This is a genomic window from Streptococcus sp. Marseille-Q5855 (assembly GCF_946901985.1).
Classification (GTDB): Bacteria; Bacillota; Bacilli; order Lactobacillales; family Streptococcaceae; genus Streptococcus.
Map to the genome: position 1 here is coordinate 107,839 of NZ_CAMPPR010000004.1, position 22,892 is coordinate 130,730.

The window sequence follows — 22,892 nt, forward strand, 5'->3', positions numbered from 1 at the left end:
TAGTCCCCTCTAACACTTCTTTCCTAGGCTATCCTATAGTTTCAAACTATAAGAAAAAGCTCTGGTCGAGCTTTTCACTAATCTTGTCTTGAAAGTTTAAAATTGGTTACAAATAGCTTAACAAAGCTAACCTATAAAACCTTACTCAAGAAATCCTTAGTCCGTTGTTCTTGGGTTTGTTCAAAAATCTGTTCTGGTGTTCCATCTTCAACAACCACACCGTCTGCCATAAAGATGACACGGTCTGCCACCTCACGGGCAAATCCCATTTCATGTGTTACGATAACCATGGTCATTCCTGATTTGGCAAGGTCTTGCATAACAGCCAATACCTCACCTACCATTTCAGGATCCAAGGCTGAAGTTGGCTCGTCAAAGAGCAAAACATCAGGTTCCATGGCCAACCCACGCGCGATGGCAATCCGCTGTTGCTGCCCACCTGACAAACTCTGTGGATAAGCAGTTGCCTTATCTGGCAAACCAACTTTTTCCAAAAGTTCTTGGGCTCTCTTCTCAGCAACTGCCTTGCTCTCACCTTTGGTCTTGATAGGTGACAAGGTGATATTTTCCATCACAGTCATATTAGGAAAGAGATTAAACTGTTGGAAAACCATCCCCATCTTCTCACGCATAGCAAACAGGTCATTCTTCTTGTCCGTAATATCGACTCCCTCAAAGATAACCTTCCCCTTGGTTGCTTCTTCCAATAAATTCATAGAGCGAAGCAAGGTAGATTTCCCGCTCCCTGAAGGACCGATGATAACGACAACTTCTCCTCTTTTAATCTCGAGGTTGATGCCCTTCAATACTTCATTCTTTCCAAATGATTTATGTAAATTTTCAATTTTTATCAAGGTTTCTGTCATTATTTCTTATCTCCTTGTCCCATACGTTTTTCAAAAGCTTTCAAGGCTACTGTCAAAATAGAAGTCATAATCAAGTAATAAAAGGCTGCAAATAAAAGTGGTGTCAAAGGTAAATAGGTTGTTGTAGAAACTGTTGTAGCCCCGTTCCACAACTCCATGACACCGATAGCTGATAAGAGGGAGCTGTCCTTGATAATGGTGATAAATTCGTTCCCCAAAGCTGGCAAGATATTTTTGATTGCTTGTGGCAAAATCACATAGCGCATCGCATTTTTAGGACGAATCCCTAGCGAATAAGCCGCTTCTAGCTGACCTTTTGGAACCGCATTGATTCCAGCACGAACAGTCTCAGAAACATAAGCACCACTGTTCATAGAGATAATCAAAATCCCTGGAATCAGACGAGAAAGATCAACACCCAAAATCCCAACCTGAATAGTCGGAGCATTGATATGCATTAGAGCAAAGGCAATCATGATCTGAACCATCATCGGCGTCCCGCGGAAAATCCAAACGTACAAGTTGGCCAGCCAAACAAGCGGTTTAAACTTTGAACGTTGCCCAAAAGCCAAGACAACCCCTAAAATAGTTCCCAAAAAGACAACACAGATAGAAATGAGAACCGTCACAACAGCCCCATAGTTAAAATAAGGTAAATACTTAGGTAAAAAAGAAAAATTCATAGTCACACTGCTTTCTAAAATAGAGTACTGTATGATTATAACATGTATTGAATTAAAATTCAAATCTTTTATCCAATTTATTTAAAAATCTTTAAACTAGCAGAATTAGCGAGAAATCTTAGTTTTTTCTAGGCAAGTTGGCCTCCTTTATGGTAAAATAGTAACGATAAGAAATGAAGGAGAATCAAAATGGAATCACATTTGGTTAGAATCATCAACCGCCTTGAAGCAATGGCAAACGATGGCGGAAATTTAAAACGTAATTTTGAACGCGAAGGAGTTGTTGTTGCAGAAGTTGCATACAGCCACGACGAAGAAAACGGATCAATCTTTACCCTTCGTGATGTAGAAGCTCGCGAAACTTATACTTTTGATAGCATTGACTTGATTGCAATGGAGATTTACGAACTCCTTTACTAATACAAAACAAGCTGGGATTACACCCTGCATGTCTAACCAAAATCCTTTTTGTCTCACAAATAGGATTTTTTTATAGTCCAAATCCACGAAGATTTTCATTGTAACAACTTCTCAAAGCTACAATCTTTTTACTTGCTTTACACCCCAATCCTGTTATAATGAGAGTATAGAAATTTGACTATTTTTGACCTTTAAACAGGTCAGGCTAAAGAAAGAAATGAGGTAGATGTATGCTTTGTCAAAACTGTAAAATTAACGACTCAACAATTCATCTTTACACCAATCTCAATGGAAAACAAAAACAAATTGACCTCTGTCAAAACTGCTATAAGATTATCAAAACAGACCCTAATAACAGTCTCTTTAAAGGCATGACAGATTTGAACAATCGTGATTTCGATCCCTTTGGTGATTTCTTCAACGACCTAAACAATTTCAGACCTTCTAACAACACTCCTCCTATTCCCCCAACCCAATCAGGTGGAGGTTACGGTGGAAACGGCGGTTATGGTTCCCAAAATCATGGATCCGCTCAAACTCCACCACCAAGCCAAGAAAAAGGCCTGCTAGAAGAATTTGGTATCAACGTAACTGAGATTGCCCGTCGTGGAGACATTGACCCCGTTATTGGGCGCGACGATGAGATTATCCGTGTCATCGAGATTCTCAATCGTAGAACCAAGAATAATCCTGTCCTTATCGGTGAACCTGGTGTCGGAAAAACGGCCGTTGTCGAAGGCCTAGCTCAGAAAATCGTTGATGGCGATGTTCCACATAAACTCCAAGGTAAACAAGTCATCCGTCTGGATGTGGTTAGCTTGGTTCAAGGAACGGGTATTCGTGGACAATTTGAAGAACGCATGCAAAAACTCATGGAAGAAATTCGCAAACGTGAGGATATTATCCTCTTTATCGATGAAATCCATGAAATTGTCGGTGCAGGTTCTGCGAGTGATGGTAATATGGACGCAGGAAATATCCTCAAGCCAGCCCTTGCTCGTGGGGAACTGCAACTGGTCGGCGCTACTACCCTCAATGAATACCGTATCATTGAAAAGGATGCTGCCTTAGAGCGTCGTATGCAGCCTGTTAAAGTCGATGAACCAACGGTGGAAGAAACAATCACTATCCTCAAAGGAATTCAAAAGAAATACGAAGACTACCACCACGTTCAATATACCGATGCTGCAATTGAAGCAGCTGCAACTCTTTCCAATCGTTACATTCAAGACCGCTTCTTACCTGACAAGGCCATTGACCTCCTAGATGAAGCAGGTTCTAAGATGAACTTGACCTTGAATTTTGTGGATCCTAAAGTCATTGATCAGCGCTTGATTGAGGCTGAAAATCTTAAATCTCAAGCTACACGAGAGGAAGATTTTGAGAAGGCCGCCTACTTCCGTGACCAGATTGCCAAGTATAAGGAAATGCAAAAGAAAAAGGTCACAGACCAGGATACTCCTATCATCAGTGAGAAAACCATTGAACACATTATCGAGCAGAAAACCAATATTCCTGTTGGCGATTTGAAAGAGAAAGAACAATCTCAACTTATCCATCTAGCTGAAGACCTCAAGTCTCATGTTATTGGGCAAGACGATGCAGTCGATAAGATTGCCAAGGCTATTCGCCGGAATCGTGTCGGTCTCGGTACGCCAAACCGTCCAATTGGAAGCTTCCTCTTTGTCGGACCAACTGGTGTCGGTAAGACAGAACTTTCCAAACAACTAGCTATCGAACTCTTTGGTTCTGCTGACAGCATGATTCGCTTTGACATGAGTGAATACATGGAAAAACACAGTGTAGCTAAGTTGGTCGGCGCCCCTCCAGGTTATGTTGGCTACGATGAGGCTGGGCAATTAACTGAAAAAGTTCGCCGCAATCCATATTCTCTTATTCTCTTGGATGAAGTGGAAAAAGCCCATCCAGATGTTATGCACATGTTCCTCCAGGTCTTGGACGATGGTCGTTTGACAGATGGGCAAGGACGTACCGTTAGCTTCAAGGATGCCATCATCATCATGACTTCAAATGCAGGTACAGGTAAGGCAGAAGCCAGCGTTGGATTTGGGGCTGCTAGAGAAGGACGTACCAACTCTGTTCTCGGTGAACTCGGTAACTTCTTTAGCCCAGAGCTTATGAACCGTTTTGATGGTATTATCGAATTTAAGGCTCTCAGCAAGGAAAACCTCCTTCAGATTGTCGAGCTTATGCTTGCAGACGTTAACAAGCGCCTTTCTAGCAACAACATTCATTTGGATGTAACTGACAAGGTCAAGGAAAAATTGGTTGACCTCGGTTATGATCCAAAAATGGGGGCGCGCCCACTTCGTCGTACTATTCAAGACTATATTGAGGACGCAATCACTGACTACTACCTTGAAAATCCAAGTGAAAAAGACCTAAAGGCAGTTATGACCAGCAAGGGCAACATTCAAATCAAATCTGCCAAAAAAGCTGAAGTGAAAGCTTCTAAAACAGAAAAATAAATACTATATAAAATAAGTGGAAAATGAAAATTTTCTGCTTCTTTTTTACTAAAATAACTGTAATTTCTTGACAGCTTGCCCTTTGTCCATTATGATAATAATAACGATACTAGATAATGAGGAAAATGCAATGGCAAACCCAACTTTCGGAGAAAAAAAAGCGAATACAGACTATGTTTCACGTTACGGTGTATATGCAGTTATTCCTGACGCTGAACAAAAACAAATAGTTTTAGTTCAAGCTCCTAATGGTGCTTGGTTCTTACCAGGTGGCGAAATTGAAGCAGGGGAAAATCATCAGGAAGCCCTAAAACGTGAATTGATTGAAGAACTTGGATTCACTGCTGAAATTGGTACCTATTATGGACAAGCTGACGAATATTTCTACTCTCGTCACCGTGATACCTACTACTACAATCCTGCCTACCTCTATGAAGCGACTTCTTTCAAGGAAGTTCAAAAGCCACTAGAAGACTTTAATCATATTGCCTGGTTCCCTATTGACGAGGCTATTGAGAACCTCAAACGTGGTAGCCATAAATGGGCCATCCAATCTTGGAAAAAACAGCATAAGATTGACTAATACTCTTCGAAAATCTCTTCAAACCACGTCAGCGTCGCCTTACCGTAGGTATATGATACTGACTCTGTCAGTTCTATCCACAACCTCAAAACACTGTTTTGAGCAACCTGCGGCTAGCTTCCTAGTTTGCTCTTTGATTTTCATTGAGTATAAATCAAGCGACTTTATTCAAAAAGTGCTATAATAGAATTAGAAAATCGGAGGAAATATTATGAAGCTTATCAATACGACAAACTCACACTCGCAACTTGTAAAAAGTCAGCTAGAAAGTACCGATGCAACCCTTGTTGAGGTTTATTCTGCGGGGAATACAGATGTTATTTTTACCCAAGCGCCGCTTCACTATGAAATCCTCATCTCAAACAAACACCGTGCTATTCGTGAACCTGAAATCGAAACCATTCAAGAATTTTTCTTGAAACGTAAAATTGATAAGGACTCTATTGATGAAGCCAATATCAAGACACTCTACTCAGAGAAATTAATTGGAATTTCAATCCCAATCAAGTAAGGAAATTGAGTAAAAACTCGACTTGAGCGAAAGTCCAATAAGTCTTTCCATAATAAAACGCATAGTAGCAAGAGTTTCTACACCTGCTATTATGCGTTTTTATCATTTTGAAATCTTTTGCTAAAGATACTACTATAGAAAAAGATTTGATTCTGTTTCTCACACAATCAAATCTTTTTCTTTTATTAAAAACGAATCGTTTCACGTGTTTTCTCATATGAGGTAACAAAGCGATTGGTTACACCAGGCTCTGCCACTTCTAATGCTTGAGAAATCTTGTCAAATGAAGCGTGATAATCAAATTCTTTTTCAAAAATATCTAAAGCTTCGTTAAATGCTTCTTGAATGCGTTCATCAAATGAGCGATAGCGGTTAGAATATTGCAAGAGTTGCTCTGTTAAGGTTGCATATTGTACAATATTATAAGTTTCCGTTTCTAAAGCTTCCATATCATTCGTTGCAATTTCAAGAACTCGGGTAACAGATTCAATGTTAATCATTTTTTGTTCTAACTCAACCATTAAATCCTCGGTATTATTGCTTGCCGTAAAGAATAACTTCAAGAAAGTTTGTGGAATACCTGGCAGATTGCGTTTTTCCATGTATCGCTTGATAGTATGGAGACGATTGACATAAACATTGGCCTTTTGACGTGCATTGATATCATCTTTCTCAATTTGCGTCAGGCGCTCACTAACTGAAATTTGCTCATCTTCAATATCTTTTAGTTGAGTTTGTAAATCCTCAAGATTTTCTTCAAGAACTGAATAAGCTTGGGTTGGTTCTTCTTGATTTGAAGTTACCTCAACAATAGCTGCCTCAAAACTCTCTAATTCTGTCTGAATACGACGAACATGGCTTGCAGCTGTCTCAGGAAGTAAATAGGTCTTGCTCAAACGTGCAATATCTTCTCCCAATAAAGTATTATTCTCTTTCATATGTTGAAGGTAAGTTGGAAGAGTTGCAAGTAGATTTTCCACTACTTTCTGAGCAGCAATTTCTCGAGTAAAAATATCATACAAGGCATTGATTTCCTCTTGTGCCTGTCCATTCTCATATTCGGCATTATCCAATTCCAACTGACGAATATTCTCTTGGTTTTTCTTGAATGCTTCATAAAGCAAGTGGAAACGCGCTTCAATATCCGTTTCAACAAAATGATAATTAGCATCTAAGAGCTTACGATAACCATCTTCTAAATCTTCCAGTTGATCAGGTAGGTCTTTAGATAATGTCGCTACAATTGCTGGTATACGATCAACAATATGCGTTAAAGCCAAAATATGATTTTCAGCATTATCCAAAATCACAGCTGCTTCTACTGGATCTCCAGACGAATTTAAAGTTACAAACTGAGAAAACTCTGATTGGATATTTTCCAATTGTTTTTCAATTTCAGATAAACCTTGGCCATATTCTTCAGAATGATCTGCAACTCGGTGTTGCAACTCTTCAAACAAGTCCAAGGTATGAAGAACACGTCCACTATTTTTAGATTCTTGCTTCTCTAAGTCTGCCAAAGCATTGCGAATTTCAGCAATATCTTCTTCAATCAAAGTAATTTGACTCTCAATTTGGTCAATTTGATGACTGGCCTTGAGAAAACGAAATGAATGGTTATAGCCTTCTGCTTCAAAGAGATTATTTTCAATATCGGCAAAAGAGTTGAGAGATAAATCGACCCATTTTTGATTCCATTCACGGAAAGCCACTTGACTTTGTCCAATCAAGTGCATATTTTTTACAGCTTCTACTTCATCATTTACTGGAAGATTGTATAGTTCTTCTTTTCTTTCTTCTAGCGCCTCTAATCTTCCCTCGTTTCGCTTACGTAGAAAGATTGCCACTACATAAGCCAGAACTAAAATGACTGCAATTGCAACCATTAAATAAATTAGTTGTCCATTAGACATATCAAACTCCTTTTTTACTTGAAACAATCGTAATGATTATATCATATTTTTTAGACCAAGGGAACTACTTCTCCCTATTTTTTAGACATCAAGTGTACTATAAACGGCATTTTCCTCGATAAACTCACGACGAGGCTCTACTCGATCCCCCATCAACATATCAAAGATTTTATCTGCTTCTGCAGCATCATCTACAGAAACTCTAGCCATCAAGCGATGTTCGGGATCCATGGTTGTTTCCCATAACTGATGGTCGTCCATTTCACCCAGACCTTTATAACGCTGAATGGTTGGTTTGGCACGTCCTTCACTATGGCGGGCTAAAGCTTCTTGGAGTTTGATTTCTTGATCTGCACCTGGCTGGATGTATTCTTTAATCTCGCTTCCAACCTTGACACCATAGATTGGTGGTTGAGCGATATAAACATAACCAGCTTCTAGGATTGGTTTCATATAACGATAAATCAAGGTCAAAAGAAGGGTACGAATGTGGGCTCCATCGACATCGGCATCGGTCATCAAAACGAGTTTTTGGTAACGGGCTTTCGAAACATCAAATTCTGCGCCAAATCCTGTTCCCATGGCTGTGAAAAGACTACGAATTTCTTCGTTAGCAAGAATCTTATCCATGCTAGCTTTTTCAACGTTCAAAATCTTACCGCGAATCGGAAGGATAGCCTGAAACTCACGGTTACGACCAGATTTGGCTGATCCACCAGCTGAGTCTCCTTCGACGATGAAGAGTTCTGTTTCAGCAGGATTGTTTGAAGAACAGTCTGCTAGTTTCCCTGGAAGGTTGGAAATTTCCAAACCAGATTTTTTACGGGTGACTTCACGCGCACGCTTGGCAGCCACACGAGCCTTAGCAGCCAAAATCCCTTTTTCCACGATACGTTTGGCAATCTGTGGATTTTCCATGAGGAAATCGGAGAAGGCATCACTGAAGAGACGATTGGTAATCTTGACCACTTCGCTATTCCCCAGTTTGGTCTTAGTTTGTCCTTCAAACTGTGGATTTGGGTGTTTAACCGAGATAACTGCAGTTAATCCTTCGCGGACATCTTCCCCAGTTAAATTGTCTTCATTGTCTTTTAGTAACTTATTCTTACGAGCATAATCGTTGATAACACGTGTCAAGGCTGTACGGAAACCTTGTTCATGCGTTCCACCTTCATGTGTATGAATATTATTGGCGAAACTCATGACATTTTCATGGTAACCCGTTGTATACTGCATGGCTACCTCAACTGTGATATCATCCATCTCACCGTCTGTATAGATTGGTGTATCAAAGATCACATCCTTGTTCTCGTTGATATATTCAACGTAACTAGCAATCCCACCTTCATAATGGTAATTCTTGGTTTGTTCCAAACCTTGGCGCTTATCTGTGATGGAGATTTGAAGACCGCGATTTAGAAAGGCCAACTCTTGGATGCGTTTGTTTAATTTATCAAAATCAAAGGTTGTTGTTTCCGTAAAGATTTCTGGGTCTGGTGTGAAGTGAACCGTTGTTCCCGTTTTATCCGTATCTCCAACCACCTCAAGGTCTGCAACAACATGACCACGACGGTATTCTTGGTAATGAATCTTACCGTTTTTGTGGACATGAACATCTAACTGAGTGGAAAGAGCATTAACTACTGAAGACCCCACTCCGTGAAGACCACCTGAGACCTTGTAGCCGCCACCGCCAAACTTTCCTCCAGCGTGAAGGACAGTAAAGACAGTCTCAACGGCAGGTCGACCTGTTTTTTCCTGAATATCGACTGGGATCCCACGCCCATCATCGACAACAGTAATCGAATCATCTGGCTCAATAAAAACTTGAATATGGCTGGCAAATCCTGCCAAGGCCTCATCGATTGAGTTATCAACAATTTCCCAGACTAGATGGTGAAGACCTTCTTTTGAGGTTGACCCGATATACATCCCTGGACGCATACGAACAGCCTCTAAGCCCTCTAAAACTTGAATTTGACTGGCATCATAATCCTGTGCCTGCAGATTTTTGATTTCTTCTGTCATCTTATTCCTTTTTCTTATATGTCTAATACTTGTCTTAAATTCACGATACTGGTAAACAAGTGGGTATCCAATCCTGCTGCTTGACCTGCTTCGATATCAATCGGTCGATCACCAATGACAAGACCTGAGCTAATCTGATACTTTTCTCTTAAATAAATCATGGACTCAGGGTTTGGCTTTCTCTTAAAGCCTGAGCTAGAAGTCACTACTTCCGTAAAATAGGTTGTTATAGAAGTTTTTTCTAAAATTTCTAAGACCTGATTATTTCGATGAGAGACCAAAAAATGACGTCCACCTTGTTTTGAAATGTCTTCCAATAGGTCAGAAACTCCTTCAAACAAAATCGGGTGTTCAAGCTCTCTGGCTTCATTTTCCTTGTATTTTTCTAAAAAATTCTCTAAATTGGGAGCGAATATCTCAATCGCAAAAGGAGTAGAAACCTTTAAAGCCTGATAGACACTGTCATGGTCTTGTGTGATACCATACAATGCCAATGTTTCAACAAATGCAGCTGTTGAAGTTTCATAATTATCCAGTAAAGTTCCACCTAAATCCCAGATATAATCGTGATATTTCATACCCTTCATTATAGCATTTTTTTATGAAAAAAGCGATGATTTCCCTGATTTTTCCACATAAAAAACGAGAGAATAACTCCCGTTTTACTGATTTTTACCAAAGACATCTCGATAGAGCATTCCTGTTCGTAAACTCTCTGCGTCCCCTCCTAGTTGCTCCACCAACTCGTAGGCAAAGGCAAGAGCTGTCGAAGGGCCTCGACTGGTTGTCAAATGACCATCTACCACTACTGTTTCCTTTACATATTGACCATCAAGGATTTGCTCTTGAACGCCGTCATAACAAGTGTACTGCTTGTTTTTCAATATCCCTGCTTGATTGAGGGCAATTGGCGCAGCACAAATAGCTGCCAGTTTCTTCCCTTCTCGTTCGAAGCTTTGCAACTCTTGAATCAAGGCCTGATTGTCTCGCAAATGTACAGAACCAGGCATGCCGCCAGGAAGGACAATCATGTCATAGTCTGATAAATCACCATCAAAAACACGATCTGCACTTACTTGGATTGCATGCGACCCCATCACTTGCTTTTCAAAACCAACCATATCACAAGTAATATTGGCACGACGCAAGATATCTACAACTGTCAAAGCTTCAATTTCTTCAAAGCCCTGAGCTAACATAACTGCTACTTTAACCATGATTTTCTCCTTATTTAATTTGTTTTAATACAACCTTTTTCCGTTTGAATGGGACTTTTCCGCTCTTTTCTTCAGCTAGATTAGTCTGGTAACTCATCGATAAAAGCAAGCCAACACCAATCAAATTACTGATAATAGCCGATCCTCCTTGCGAAATGAAAGGCAGTGGAATCCCGGTCAAAGGAAGCAAGCCCGTTACAGCACCGATATTCTCAAAGATGTGGAAGAGCAACATCATAATCAAACCTGTGGAAATATAGGTGTAGAACTGGTTATTTGATTTGAGAGTAATCTTCAACATACGATAAATGAGCATGAGATAAAGGGCGATAACAAGGACAGAGCCAATAAAGCCAAAATCTTCTGCAATGACCGTGAAAATCATATCCGACTCTCGAACTGGGATAAGCAGATTCGAAGCATTAAAACCTTGACCAAATAAACCACCGCTCCCAATGGCAATCTGCCCTTGAGCCTGCTGGTAAGTCGTTGTTTGGGCAAACTCAAAGGGATTGAGCCAAGCCAAAATCCGATTGATTTGGTAGGTCGGCATTCCAATCTGGTGAAGAAAAGCCCTTCCGTCCTTGCTAATAAAGATGGCTAAGAAACCAGCAACTCCTGTTACAGCAGTCACAAATACTGGGATAATAATTTTCCAAGAAACCCCTGATAATAAAACGATTCCTGAGAAAATGGCTACAAAAACCAAAGCTGTCCCCAAGTCACTTTGAAGTGCTAAAAGAACTAGTACTGGAATAGTAAAGAGAATCATCCAGAAAATCAACAAAAAGTCCAGTGGAACTGTGCGTCTCCATTCCTTATGTTTTTTTGTAAATTGGACAATCACACGGGCCAACATGAGAATATAGGATATCTTCATAAATTCTGACGGTTGGAATAGGGTAATTCCATTTATTGATACCCAGTTTTTGGCACCCGTTGATGCAACTAGGCTTGGATTATAAAAGACAATCGGCAAGACCATAAGTCCCAAGCCTAAAATATACAGAAAGGGGGTCACTTTCCAAAGAAATTCTGTATTAAAGAGCATGACGATAAAACCAATCACAAGCCCCAAGGCGATCCAGGCGACCTGCTGCCCTAAAATGGGCAGAATATTATTTGGATAATCATGACTAACGGCTATATAGATAGCCACCACACCGATGACCAGTAGAAAAAATACTGGCAATAGCAAACTATAATCGACTCTAGAGTCGAGAGAACGTTTCATATACACTAACCTTATACTTTCATACAATACTATTTATCAAAGTTCATTTAAAAATTTATCAACAGCTTCATCAACTTCGGATCGAGAGACGGTTTTAACAGTCGCTTCTTTTGCTAGAGAAGTCACTATTTGCTTGCCGTATCGTTTTCCGACAATTCTCCTATCCAAAATAAGAGTTAAAGAACGTTGGTGTTCACGTCTCATACTTCTTCCCAAAGCCTGTTTTAAACGAATAATAGCCATTGGCAATTGATAATCATAAAAGGCATTTTTCCCTTCTTGAATTAGTTCCTGATTGATCTTTTTCGTCAAGGGCTCTTGAGGATTTTGGAAAGGAAGTCTTGGTACAACTTGAATTACAAAAGGATGACTTGAAAAATCAACTCCTTCCCAGAAACTTGCTGCGCCAAGCAGGATTTGTTGTTCACCTTTTTCAAAGCGTTTCTTTAGCTGATGAACATCCCCATTTTTATACTGGGCCAAGTGGCTAACTGGAAGTAAATCCGATACTGCTAGAAGCATGTCTTTAGCGGTAAAGAGAACCAAAATCGGTTGCTGGAAAGCTTGAACTCCCATCAGTAAATCAGCTACCTCTTGGGCATAAACTTCTAAGGAAGTTTCTGTTACTAGAGGAAAATCTTTGACCAAGACCACTTCTTGATCCTGTTTTTTACAAGCTTCAATCTTAACAAATTTAGCTTCGGGATAGCCTAACAGGTCTGCCAAAGAAACTCTTTGACTAATCTCAAGAGTGGCCGACACTCCCAAGACTTGACATGAATCAGGCACTAAGGAAGATAGAAGAATACGGCCTGATTTCGTAGAAGAAATCTGAATTTTCTTTTGACTCGTTTCAGTTGCTTCAAGCCAGTAATCTCGGTCAGCTGTAAAATAGCGAACCAGCTCCTCAAAGCCTTCTACCTCTAATTCTGAAAAATACTGATGGAGATTGACCAGAGAATCTAAGATATTTTTCCTAGATTTTCCAGACTGAAATTGTTCTATCAAGTAGAAGCACTCAAAGCGAATACTTTCTAGTATTCGTTGTTGGACCTTATTTTGCTCCTCCAGTAGAGCCTTATCAAGCAAATTGATAATAGACTGGATATCGTAGGTCTCTTGAAGCAGATTTTCTAGAGCTAACAAAATCTTTTGAACTTCATCAATAATCAATAAACGGTCACTGACAAATTCAGGATTATCTTCCAGTCTAGTTACAAGATAGGCATGATTGGTCACTAAAAGCTTGCAGGTTTGTGCCCTTTCTTGACTACGTTTCCAAAAATCTTCCGTCACAAATAAGCTATGAGATGATAAATTCCCATCATGACAAAGATCTGTCAGAAAATGTTGGTAACGGTAGAGTTGCCCAATTTCATCCAAATCTCCTGTTTCTGTCTCTGTCAACCAGACCAAGAGTTGCATTTTAAAACGTCTAAATAAGCGATTTTCATCATTTTCCTGCAAGGAACGATAAAAGGTATCCAACTTCAGATAATTGTGTGGTCCCTTTAAAGAATGAATATCTGTATGAAATACTTCCTTGAGACGTTTACCTTCTTCTTCCATGATTTGATTTTGAAGAATCTTTGTCGGAACACTAAGGACAATCTGACGATTTTCCACTTGGGACAAAGCGGGTAAGAGATAGCCATAAGTTTTCCCAATCCCAGTCGGCGCTTGAATCAGAGAGACAGGCTCATCTTTCAATAGCAAGCCAACCTCTTTAGCAAAACTTTCTTGTTCCTCCCTCACTTCAAGGTTCAACAAAGAAATATTTTTAGAAAAATCTTGAGATAGTTTTCGTAGCTCCAGGGGAGCTGTAGTTTTCTTGAAATACAGTCCTTGAACTTGGACCAAGTTTGGTGAACTCAGGATAGATTGACTTCGATAAATTTCTTCAATAACCAGATAGGACTCATATAAGAGAGCATCAGCCATTTCCAGCAAGCGTTCCAAGAGACCTTTAGGAAGTTGGGCCATCTTTTCCCGTAGAAATAAGAGTAATTCAGCAGTAGCTTGGGCATCTGAAAGGGCTGTGTGAGCGTGCTTAAGAGGAATTCCTAATTCCTGACACAAAATCGGCAAACTATATTTTTCCAGTTCTGGGAAAAAGACTTGAGCCAATTCGACCGTGTCCACACGAAGATTTCTTAGTTCATAGCCTTCAAAAAATAAATTCTCCGCCAAGAGATTAGCATCAAACTGAACATTATGGGCTACAAAAATCCCATCCTCCACCAAGTCAAAGATTTTTCTAGCAACTTGCGAAAAATCAGGTGCTTGCGCCAGACGTTGGTCTGTCAATCCTGTCAGTTCTTTGATATGAGCATCTAAGGGTTCATGTGGATTGACATCCGTCGTATAGTGATCGACGATTTTTCCGTCCTCAATCACAACAATTCCCACTTGGATAATTTTAGCCTTACTACCTGTGCTAGTTGCCTCTAAATCCACCACAACATAGCGATTACCAATCGTTTTCATTATAAAAAATTATACCAAAAAAAGGGCCATTTGGCACCTGCAAACATAGGATAATTTTCAAACTCAAGAAGGTTACTTGCCTTAAAAATCCCAGCAAACAGAGCATCCTAGCCTACTTATTTTTTTGAAAATATTGGAGAATAAGAAAAATTGAGAGAAGAAATATTTGCATCTTCCTTCTCTCAACGAATCATTTACTTTATTTAACCATGTCAGGATCGTAATCATAAAATCCTGTATCAAGGAAACGGTTTTTAGGATGTAACTTGCGCACTTCTTCATCCAGCAAGAAGGCTTGGTCATGACTAAAGTTGCCCTCTTGGATCAAGCTACGCGCTTGGATAAAGAGTTTTGCAATCTCAACAAAGTTCTGACCAGGTGTATAGAGACCTTCTAATTTCCAGTGAGTAAAGCCATGCTCCACCAATTCTGTTAATTTGGTCATCAAATCAAGGTCATTGTTGGCAAAGATGTGGGTACCATGATTGTCTTCAAAAATAGAATAGTGGCTCTCTGGGTCACTTGGCTCAGCCAAGAAGAGGTCACGCTTGCGAGTCTTTTCATCATCAATATGCGTAAAGTTATAGTAGTTTTGCAAGAGCGGACGTTTAGAATGATGGATGACACTAGCACCGTAAACCAAAACTTCAGCAGGAATTTCCAAAATCTCTGGCATTTTGAAAAGTTCAGCTGATGGAATTTCACGCGCCAAAACAGCCTCAGATGCGCCAGCCTTTTGTCCCCAGAAGTTGATCTGACGACTGCTTGTCACCATAGTTGAAGCATCATAAATGGTCTTAAATGAATAACCATCGCGGTTGACTACGTAAAAGACACCTGCATCCCCAATCGTAATGTAGTCTGTCTTGATTTCTTCCAAAAAGTCTAAGAAAGGTTTGATACGGTCCATCATATCTTGGTGCATGAGGGCATTGACTGCAACAATCAATTCCTTATCAGCATCATGAACCAGCTTAGCGATTTCACGCAATTGGTCATGACTAAAGGTTGTTGGCAGACGAAGGCCAAAATCTTTCTCACCGACATAGATACGGTCTACGCCAGCTTCGAGCAGTTGTTTAACTTGTTCAATACTTTCAGCAGTTGCTGTAATGATAATCTTTTCCATAAGAAAAATTATACCACATTTCTCAAAAATCAGCTATGCTTTGAAAATGAAAAGGGACTTTATTCTTTTTGTAACCTTTCTGTAATAATTCTCTGCTGAAAAAATGATAAAATAGGTATGTACTGTTAAGGAGAGAATCATGCCCGTAAGAAAATTACAATCCTATGAGGTAGACTATCAAGAAGAATTAAACCAGCAACTTCCTCATTATCAAGCTTATACACCTGAAGCACAAACTGATAGCAATCTCAAAGAAATTTTATTTTTTGTCAATATCGCTGTTTTTTGTATCTGCATTGCCATCTTTAGTTTTATCTTTTTATCATTAAAATTAACAACTGTGCTCGCCTTACCTGCAGCAATAGTATCCAGCTTACTTGTTTTAAAAGTCCAACGCTCTGTTATCAAACGAAAACTTAAAAAATAAACATATCGCCCCATCCGGAGCGATATGTTTATTTTTTCTTTTTAGATGGTGTGTGGATGGCAATCTTCACTTCAAAGATTGTTCCCTTGGGTTTATTATCTTTAACAGTAATGGTTCCTTTTAAGGCGTCTACAATTTGCTTGGCCAGAGATAATCCTAAACCAAAACCACCTTTTTGTCGGGTTCTAGCCTTATCAACTCGATAAAAGCGGTCAAAAATTTTCTTCTTATCTTCTGTCGAAATACCGACTCCATTATCAGAAACAAGTAAATACAGATTGCGATCGGTCGCCGAGATAAGAAAATCAATTTCACCATCCTCTTCAGTATACTTGACAGCATTATCAAATAGGATAGTCATCAACTGCTTCAAGAGAAGCTGATCTGTGACAATCGTGCGATGGATCCGATTTTCAAAACGGAAGACACGATCATTTTCCGAAGCAATCATCTCATAGTTTGTGAAAGTCGTATTAAAAAAGCTAGTTGGAACTTCTGCAAGTTCTGGCTTAATCCCATCATCTCTACGAGCTAAGTTCAGCAAGTTTGTCGTCAAAAAACGCATATTTCGGACTTCTTCCAAGCTCGATGCAATGCTTTCACTCACATCCATAATGGTAGCTTCTGGCTTACGAAAAAGGGTCTCTAAGCGATTTTGCAAAACTGCGAGTGGAGTTCGTAACTCATGACTGGCATTTTCCACAAAGGACTGTTGCTTCTGCATGCTCTCAAGCAGGGGCCTAACACTAACCCTAGCTAGATAGAGACTGGCAAGCAAAGACAAAATCCAGAAACTTGCCATCACAATCACAATCAATTTCTCATGCTTTTGACTGGCCTGCTCTAACTGACTGGTATTTATCAAGACAGCAGCATACTTGATATTGGTTGAAACCGAACTAATATTGGTTTCCATCAAAATCATACGATAGATTTCTTCCTGCCCATAGCTATTAAAAACCTGAATCTGATAGATATGGCCTAGTTCTTTCTTTTCTAACTTAATCTTATCCAAGCCCAAAAATCGATTTCCAGAAAGAAGTTGAGTAAAGTTCTTATCAAAGAGAATGACTTCCGTATTGGAACTGACATTGGGTTTTATCTCAGTCTTGCTAGTATCTGTAGCGGCATTTTCTAAATCTTTAATCTCTTCTGTTGCCCTATTTACTGCCAGCTGAATAACTGCTTGAGGATTTTCACTCAGTCCGTGGAGCTTATCATCCACCGAAGTATAAAGACTCGAATGCATGACTTGTAAAATAATCAGAGTCATGGTAGAGAAAATCAGAGTGAAGACACCAAAGTTGCGGATAAAATAACTAAAGTCATCCGCACACCATGTTTTTTTTAGTTTACTGAACATCTTTTAAAATATACCCAACACTGCGCAAGGTTTGCAAATTCTCTGCAAAAGTGGTTCCTTTTAATTTCTTACGGACTTTTGAAACATAAACTTCGACAACCGAAATCGTTGTATCACTATCAAATCCCCATAGACGATCAAAAATCTGAGTCTTAGGCAAAATAACATTTTGATTTTGAAGGAAATAAACTAATAAATCAAACTCTTTCCCCAGCAATTCGACAGGAGTATCTTCGACTTTAACGGTATTGGTTGACAAATTAACCACAATATTTCCATAAGTCAAGGTATTTTCATTAAACTTACCTGAACGTTTGAGAAGGGCTTGAATCCGCATTTTGAGTTCTTCTAGGTAGAAAGGTTTAGTCAGATAATCATCTGCTCCCAGTTCAAATCCATGTCCCTTGTCATCCAAACTTTCCTTGGCAGTCATAATCAGAACTGGAGTCGTAATCCCCTTTTCACGCAATTCTTTCAAGACTTGGAAGCCATTTTTTTCAGGTAACATCAAATCGAGCAAAATCAAATCATAGACGCCACTTTCAGCTTCATAGAGACCTTCTTCTCCATCAAATACCTGCATGACATCCGCAAAATCGTCTAAAAAGTCAAATACTGAATTTGACAGGCCTAGGTCATCCTCAACTAATAAGATTTTTATCATGAGAAACTCCTCCTTATTAAAACCATTATACCAAATTTGCCTTAAAAAAAACTCAACTCTCTGCATTTTACATGAGATAGCTGAGTTTTCTTTTTATTTTAGGCTTGTTTATGCATTTCCGTATTGAAGAACGACTGCTTCCACTGCAGCTTTTTCACGGTTAATCAAGTCAACACGCGCTGCAATTTCCTTGATTCCCATACCGATGTTACGGCTAAGAGCAAGGTCAGAAAGTTGTGGCTCAAAGAATTCCTTGTACTCTGCCAAGCGTTGCTGAGTCTTAAATACGTGTGCAGGAAGGATAACAAAGCTATCAAAGCTCATATCTCCACCAAGGGCTGCCTTAATCCAAGCCCAGTTTTCACGCGCCCAAGACCAAGCTGTTTCCTGAGTTGCTTGATGACCTAAGAATTGGTAATACCAAGCAGACAAGTCCTGCGGTTTGACCACAAATTTGTCCTTCCAAGAAGCAATCAAGGTTTGGATATTGTCCGCATCTTTACTATAGGCAAGAGCTGCTGCCAACTGACGTTTAAAGACAGCATCTGTTGCGTGAGTATAAGTATCAAGATAAAGTGCTAACAAGTCTTTAGTCTCATGATGTTTCATCTCATTGATCAGAACTTGTGAGCGAATTGCTGCTGGGAGTCCTGCAAGATTCTCCTTGTGAGCCGCGAAGATTTGGCTAGCGACTTGGCTAGCTTCTGCATCATTTGAGCGAATCATCATAGAAATGGCTAACTGACGAACCAATTCATCCTCATCTGATTCTCCGTCTTTAGCTTCAAAACCAAGACGGTCATAGTTGTGACGAGCCAATTTAGCAACCAAGGCTTTGAAGGCTATTTCAGCTTCTGTTCCTTCATCGATAAAGCGCTCGAGGGCAGAAATTACTTGAGAAATGGCTGAAACGACAAGGTAAGATTCTTCCTTAGCAAGTTTATCAAGGACTGGGAGCAAGTCAGCATAAGAAATGTGCCCTGCTTCAGCAAGCAAACGACGTTCTTGAACGATTTGAAGTTTACTTGTGTTATCAAGATTAACTAGGTCAGCAAGAACTGCATCCAACAAGTCTCCTTGATAGTCGGTAATGTAGTGGGCTGTATTTTCAGTATTGAAACGAAGAGCTCCGTCATTTTCAGCAAGAAGAGCTGCGTAGCCTGGAATTTCGATGCTTTCAGTTTCAAGTGTATCTGGCAAGCCTTTCCAGTTGCTATTGAGTGGCACAACCCAGAGACGGTTCTTGTCTTCGTTCTCACCGATGAAGAATTGTTTTTGTGAAATCTTCAAGACATCATTTTCAACTTTGACAGTAAGAACTGGGTAACCAGGCTGTTCTAACCAAGAATCCATAAAGGCTGCGACATCACGTCCTGACGCTTGACCAAGGGCATCCCAAAGGTCACGACCAATTGTATTGCTGTACTGATGTTTTTCAAAGTAGGCATGTAAACCTTTGGCAAAATCGGCATCACCTAGCCAACGGCGAAGCATGTGCATGAGGCGACTTCCTTTGGCATAGACGATAGCTCCGTCAAAGAGCGTATTGATTTCATCTGGATGTTTAACTTCGACGTGGACAGACTGAACGCCATCAGTAGCGTCACGTTCAAGAGCAAGAGGTACTCCACCTGTTTGGAAATCTTCAAAGATATTCCAGCTTGGTTCAATAGCATCCACACAGACGTACTCCATCATGTTAGCAAAGCTTTCATTGAGCCAAAGGTCATCCCACCATTTCATAGTTACGAGGTTACCAAACCATTGGTGAGCCAATTCATGGGCAACAACAAGGGCAACTTGTTGACGGCTAGCAAATGTAGAGTTCTCATCCACAACCAAGTAAACTTCACGGTAGGTCACCAGACCCCAGTTTTCCATAGCACCAGCTGAGAAATCAGGAAGGGCGATATGGAGAGATTGAGGAATTGGGTACTTAACTCCATAGTAATCTTCGTAAAACTCGATAGAGCGAACAGCGATATCCAGTGAGAAATCAAGATTTGAAAGTGGATGTGCTTTGGTTGAGTAGACACCTACCAGGGTACCGTTTTTAGTTTTAGCCGTCACACCTTGCAAATCACCCGCAACAAAGGCTAACAAGTAAGAAGACATGCGAGGTGTTGTCTCAAACTTCCAGATACCTGTTTCCTTACGGTTTTCAACATCGATTTCTGGCATGTTAGACAAGGCCAATTCATCTTCTGCTTGGTCAAAACGTAGAGAGAGGTCAAAAGTTGCTTTGGCTTCTGGCTCATCCACACATGGAAAGGCTTCGCGCGCAAAATGGCTCTCGAACTGAGTAGACAAGACTTCCTTCTTGACTCCATCAACTGTGTAATAAGAAGGGTAAATCCCTGTCATGTTGTCTGTGATTTTACCAGAAAAGGTAAGAACCACTTCAACTTGACCAGCCTCAGCCAATTCGATATGAAGGGCTTCATTGTCATGGTCAACTGTAAATGGACGAGCTTGACCTGCAACTTCTACAGAAGCGATTTCCAGGTCTTTTTGGTGGAGGGAAATACGGTCACTCTGTGCTTGACCAGTGATGGTCACCTTCCCTGAAAACGTCTTGGTCTCACGACTCAAGTCTAAAAATAAATCATAGTGTTCAGGAACAAATTGCTTAATAAAATGTTCAACTGCTTGCATAGTTTTCTCCTATTCTAAGTTTAAGAGCTAGAGCTCTTCTTCAAACAAACTTATTATATCATGTTTTGTCTAAGAAAAAAGGATTGGACAGCGATTTCTAAAACTTTCTTCCGTCTAACAGTCTACAGGGGGTAGACCTTGCGAAATTCTTCTAAAACAACCTTGCTGTCAGGTGTAAAAGTCTGTCCTGCCTCCCTCAGCCACTCGGCGAAACAATCCTCATGAACCTGACGCCAATAGGCTAAAGATTTGTCACCTTCCCCTTCTTTAAAGGCATGATCAGCAGAAACTTGATTGAAGGGTTCAACAGAAACCTTTGTAATTTCGACAATACAGACAGCTTGATCTTGGCTATTTAAAATGACATCGAAGGTCCCTTCTTGCGGAAGGGGTTCATCTTCTAGTGCGTAGAGGTCGTAGGCTGAAGCTGTTGCTGTCTTTTCTCCTTTTAAAACCAAATCTGCCAAGAGATCGGCTTCCACTCCAAAAGCCCAAGCATCGATTTCATCTCCGATAGAAGGATTGATTTGTTTGTATTTATTCCACATTTCTTGCGGTGTCATGGGTTTCTCCTTTGTAATTTTTTACTTTCTTCTTTTACACGTTTGAGGTGGTCTGGATGGTCAATTTCTAAATCAAAAATCTCCGGAATAGAGCTGTAATGGAGAATGCATTCGATATCCATCTGATTTATTTTTTGTATGAAAGAAGTATTCAGATAGCCTGCTACAGCAAAATCAATCTTTTTCATCCTTACTTTATCCTGCATATCTCTTAGCATATCTAACATTATTGGACTTTCCATATCATGCCATTGACTGTTTCTCACGGTCGCAAAAACAAAAGAAGTCAAATCATTCATTCCAACTACAATCTTTGAAATGCCCGTTTCCAGTATCCTATCCAAGTCAAAATACGCTGACGGTAATTCAATCATCGTTCCGACTTTCCCAGTAAAACCATGCTGATGTAATACTCTAATAGCTTGCTTTAATTGATCGGCATCATTGACAAAAGGAAAAATAACAGACAGATTGGGATTGGTTTGATAAACTTCTGTAACGACATTTGCCTCAGCCTGAAATTCATCCGAACACGCTAGTAAACGTCTAGTTCCTCTATAACCAAACAAAGGATGACGTTCATCAAAATACTCTTTAGTTCCCTCTAAACAATTGGCTTCTGTATTCGTTAATTCTGAAAAACGATACCAGACCTCTTCATCCGAGTACAAGGAACAAATAGTGTCTAGATAATCTTTTACAAATTGCTGACAACTTGATAACAGGATGTTTTGATTGAGCTCTCTCAATAAATATTCCCCACGAATCATGCCAACATGATGAAATAGTTGTGGGTAAACTTTTTCAAGAATTTTTTCGCCACTAAGGGCAAGTTGATTTTTCATAGCCATTCACCTCGTCTTAAAAGATACAATATCATATATAATTATGTGAAATTTTCCTCTAGTTCAAAAGCTTCATAAGGTTCAGCTAACTCATATCCTAAAAATTCTGCTACTTTTTTGGAAGCCTCGTTATGAGCATCCCAAAGTGGAAACATATCTCTATTTAAACTCTCTAGAATCATTGCAGCACCAAGCTTTTTAGCAAATCCATTTCCTTGTTCGTTTGGTCTAGTTGCAACTTCCACTTCAACTGCTCCACGGTAAACTAACCCTGAGGAAATCCCAGCAATCAGTTCATTATTTTTAAGAATCACAAAGCCAAATCCACCTTTTAAAACAAAATCCTGATAGGACTCAAAATCCCCCTGTAAATCTTGTGACCATTCTTCCTCAGAAAAGCAGTTATAAATATGATTATCAATAGGCACAATATTGTAACCTTCCTCTAAATGAGTAACTAGATTATTTAAAAATTCAACTTGAAAATTTGCCTTATCTTTAAAAGAATAGCGAGTAAAAGAATTTAACCCCACTTTCCGATGCAGAAAATCTTGCCAATTGGTATTTTCTGAAATAATAATCTTATAATCTAAACCATATTTCCTAACAAAATCTTCCCAAAATCTGGAATCCAACTCCCCTGCTAGGTATAGAAAATTCCCAACATCATAAAAGCTTGTTGTCCTATCACTGTTTCGGTAGACAGTTCCGATTTGAGATTTAAGACCATAGAGAACCATATTTTTCTTCCATGTTTTAAATAGTTCCATTATCCCCCTACTTCACCTTCCAATTTCTATAGCTTGTCATATCTA

Annotated in this window: 20 protein-coding genes; 5 read left to right on the forward strand and 15 right to left on the reverse strand. The window is 39.7% G+C overall.

Annotated elements, in window-relative coordinates:
- Window positions 1-131: 131 nt before the first annotated feature.
- Window positions 132-866, reverse strand: coding sequence for an amino acid ABC transporter ATP-binding protein (locus OC529_RS05710; RefSeq protein WP_000140955.1), 735 nt, complete (start codon window positions 864-866; stop codon window positions 132-134).
- Window positions 866-1,549 (reverse strand): amino acid ABC transporter permease, encoded by a 684-nt coding sequence (locus OC529_RS05715; RefSeq protein WP_001011642.1) that lies wholly within the window; start codon window positions 1,547-1,549, stop codon window positions 866-868. Before OC529_RS05715 ends, OC529_RS05710 begins: the two co-directional genes overlap by 1 nt.
- A 189-nt stretch (window positions 1,550-1,738) precedes the next feature.
- Here OC529_RS05715 and OC529_RS05720 point away from each other — a divergent pair, with 189 nt between their 5' ends.
- From OC529_RS05720 to OC529_RS05735, 4 genes are all read left to right on the forward strand, one after another.
- Window positions 1,739-1,969, forward strand: coding sequence for a DUF1797 family protein (locus OC529_RS05720; protein WP_000443574.1), 231 nt, complete (start codon window positions 1,739-1,741; stop codon window positions 1,967-1,969).
- A gap of 230 nt (window positions 1,970-2,199) precedes the next feature.
- Complete coding sequence (locus OC529_RS05725; RefSeq protein WP_262081691.1) at window positions 2,200-4,458, forward strand: ATP-dependent Clp protease ATP-binding subunit; 2,259 nt, start codon at window positions 2,200-2,202, stop codon at window positions 4,456-4,458.
- Between the two features lie 130 nt (window positions 4,459-4,588).
- Window positions 4,589-5,041, forward strand: a complete 453-nt coding sequence (locus OC529_RS05730; RefSeq protein WP_000013084.1) for an NUDIX hydrolase — start codon at window positions 4,589-4,591, stop codon at window positions 5,039-5,041.
- 211 nt (window positions 5,042-5,252) lie between these two features.
- On the forward strand, window positions 5,253-5,552 hold the full coding sequence (locus tag OC529_RS05735; protein WP_000767194.1) for a DUF1827 family protein: 300 nt from the start codon (window positions 5,253-5,255) through the stop codon (window positions 5,550-5,552).
- Window positions 5,553-5,737: 185 nt separating this feature from the next.
- On the opposite strand, the gene ezrA is transcribed toward OC529_RS05735, so the two are convergent.
- From ezrA to OC529_RS05770, 7 genes are all read right to left on the reverse strand, one after another.
- On the reverse strand, window positions 5,738-7,465 hold the full coding sequence (gene ezrA / locus OC529_RS05740; protein WP_173213685.1) for a septation ring formation regulator EzrA: 1,728 nt from the start codon (window positions 7,463-7,465) through the stop codon (window positions 5,738-5,740).
- Between the two features lie 81 nt (window positions 7,466-7,546).
- Complete coding sequence (gene gyrB, locus OC529_RS05745) at window positions 7,547-9,493, reverse strand: DNA topoisomerase (ATP-hydrolyzing) subunit B (RefSeq protein WP_173213687.1); 1,947 nt, start codon at window positions 9,491-9,493, stop codon at window positions 7,547-7,549.
- Between the two features lie 14 nt (window positions 9,494-9,507).
- The gene (locus tag OC529_RS05750) at window positions 9,508-10,071 is read right to left on the reverse strand and encodes an HAD family hydrolase (protein WP_173213689.1); all 564 of its coding nucleotides are present in this window, start codon (window positions 10,069-10,071) and stop codon (window positions 9,508-9,510) included.
- Window positions 10,072-10,155: 84 nt separating this feature from the next.
- Window positions 10,156-10,710 carry a DJ-1 family glyoxalase III gene (locus OC529_RS05755; protein ID WP_173213691.1) on the reverse strand — a complete coding sequence of 185 codons (555 nt, stop codon included), beginning with the start codon at window positions 10,708-10,710 and terminating at the stop codon, window positions 10,156-10,158.
- Between the two features lie 10 nt (window positions 10,711-10,720).
- Window positions 10,721-11,944: an FtsW/RodA/SpoVE family cell cycle protein gene (locus tag OC529_RS05760; protein WP_173213694.1), complete on the reverse strand. Its 1,224-nt coding sequence runs from the start codon at window positions 11,942-11,944 to the stop codon at window positions 10,721-10,723.
- Window positions 11,945-11,980: 36 nt separating this feature from the next.
- Window positions 11,981-14,431 carry a bifunctional DnaQ family exonuclease/ATP-dependent helicase gene (locus OC529_RS05765; RefSeq protein ID WP_173213696.1) on the reverse strand — a complete coding sequence of 817 codons (2,451 nt, stop codon included), beginning with the start codon at window positions 14,429-14,431 and terminating at the stop codon, window positions 11,981-11,983.
- Between the two features lie 199 nt (window positions 14,432-14,630).
- The gene (locus OC529_RS05770) at window positions 14,631-15,560 is read right to left on the reverse strand and encodes a peptidase U32 family protein (protein WP_101785251.1); all 930 of its coding nucleotides are present in this window, start codon (window positions 15,558-15,560) and stop codon (window positions 14,631-14,633) included.
- A gap of 139 nt (window positions 15,561-15,699) precedes the next feature.
- Here OC529_RS05770 and OC529_RS05775 point away from each other — a divergent pair, with 139 nt between their 5' ends.
- Entirely contained in the window at window positions 15,700-15,987 is a 288-nt protein-coding gene (locus OC529_RS05775) for a DUF3270 domain-containing protein (protein ID WP_050390168.1), read from the forward strand.
- Between the two features lie 28 nt (window positions 15,988-16,015).
- Here the strand turns inward: OC529_RS05775 and ciaH are convergent, their stop codons facing one another.
- The 6 genes from ciaH to OC529_RS05805 form a co-directional block, all read right to left on the reverse strand.
- Window positions 16,016-17,350 (reverse strand): two-component system sensor histidine kinase CiaH, encoded by a 1,335-nt coding sequence (ciaH, locus tag OC529_RS05780; RefSeq protein ID WP_173213699.1) that lies wholly within the window; start codon window positions 17,348-17,350, stop codon window positions 16,016-16,018.
- Entirely contained in the window at window positions 17,340-18,014 is a 675-nt protein-coding gene (gene ciaR, locus OC529_RS05785; protein ID WP_000590639.1) for a two-component system response regulator CiaR, read from the reverse strand. The genes ciaH and ciaR overlap by 11 nt, the downstream gene beginning before the upstream one ends.
- Before the next feature lie 108 nt (window positions 18,015-18,122).
- A complete protein-coding gene (locus OC529_RS05790; RefSeq protein ID WP_173213701.1) occupies window positions 18,123-20,669 on the reverse strand; it encodes a M1 family metallopeptidase in 2,547 nt (848 codons plus the stop codon).
- A 122-nt stretch (window positions 20,670-20,791) separates the two neighbouring features.
- A complete protein-coding gene (locus OC529_RS05795) occupies window positions 20,792-21,232 on the reverse strand; it encodes an ASCH domain-containing protein (RefSeq protein ID WP_173213704.1) in 441 nt (146 codons plus the stop codon).
- Window positions 21,229-22,077 (reverse strand): putative PEP-binding protein, encoded by an 849-nt coding sequence (locus OC529_RS05800; protein WP_262081692.1) that lies wholly within the window; start codon window positions 22,075-22,077, stop codon window positions 21,229-21,231. The genes OC529_RS05795 and OC529_RS05800 overlap by 4 nt, the downstream gene beginning before the upstream one ends.
- Before the next feature lie 41 nt (window positions 22,078-22,118).
- A complete protein-coding gene (locus tag OC529_RS05805; protein WP_262081693.1) occupies window positions 22,119-22,847 on the reverse strand; it encodes a GNAT family N-acetyltransferase in 729 nt (242 codons plus the stop codon).
- Window positions 22,848-22,892 lie beyond the last annotated feature (45 nt).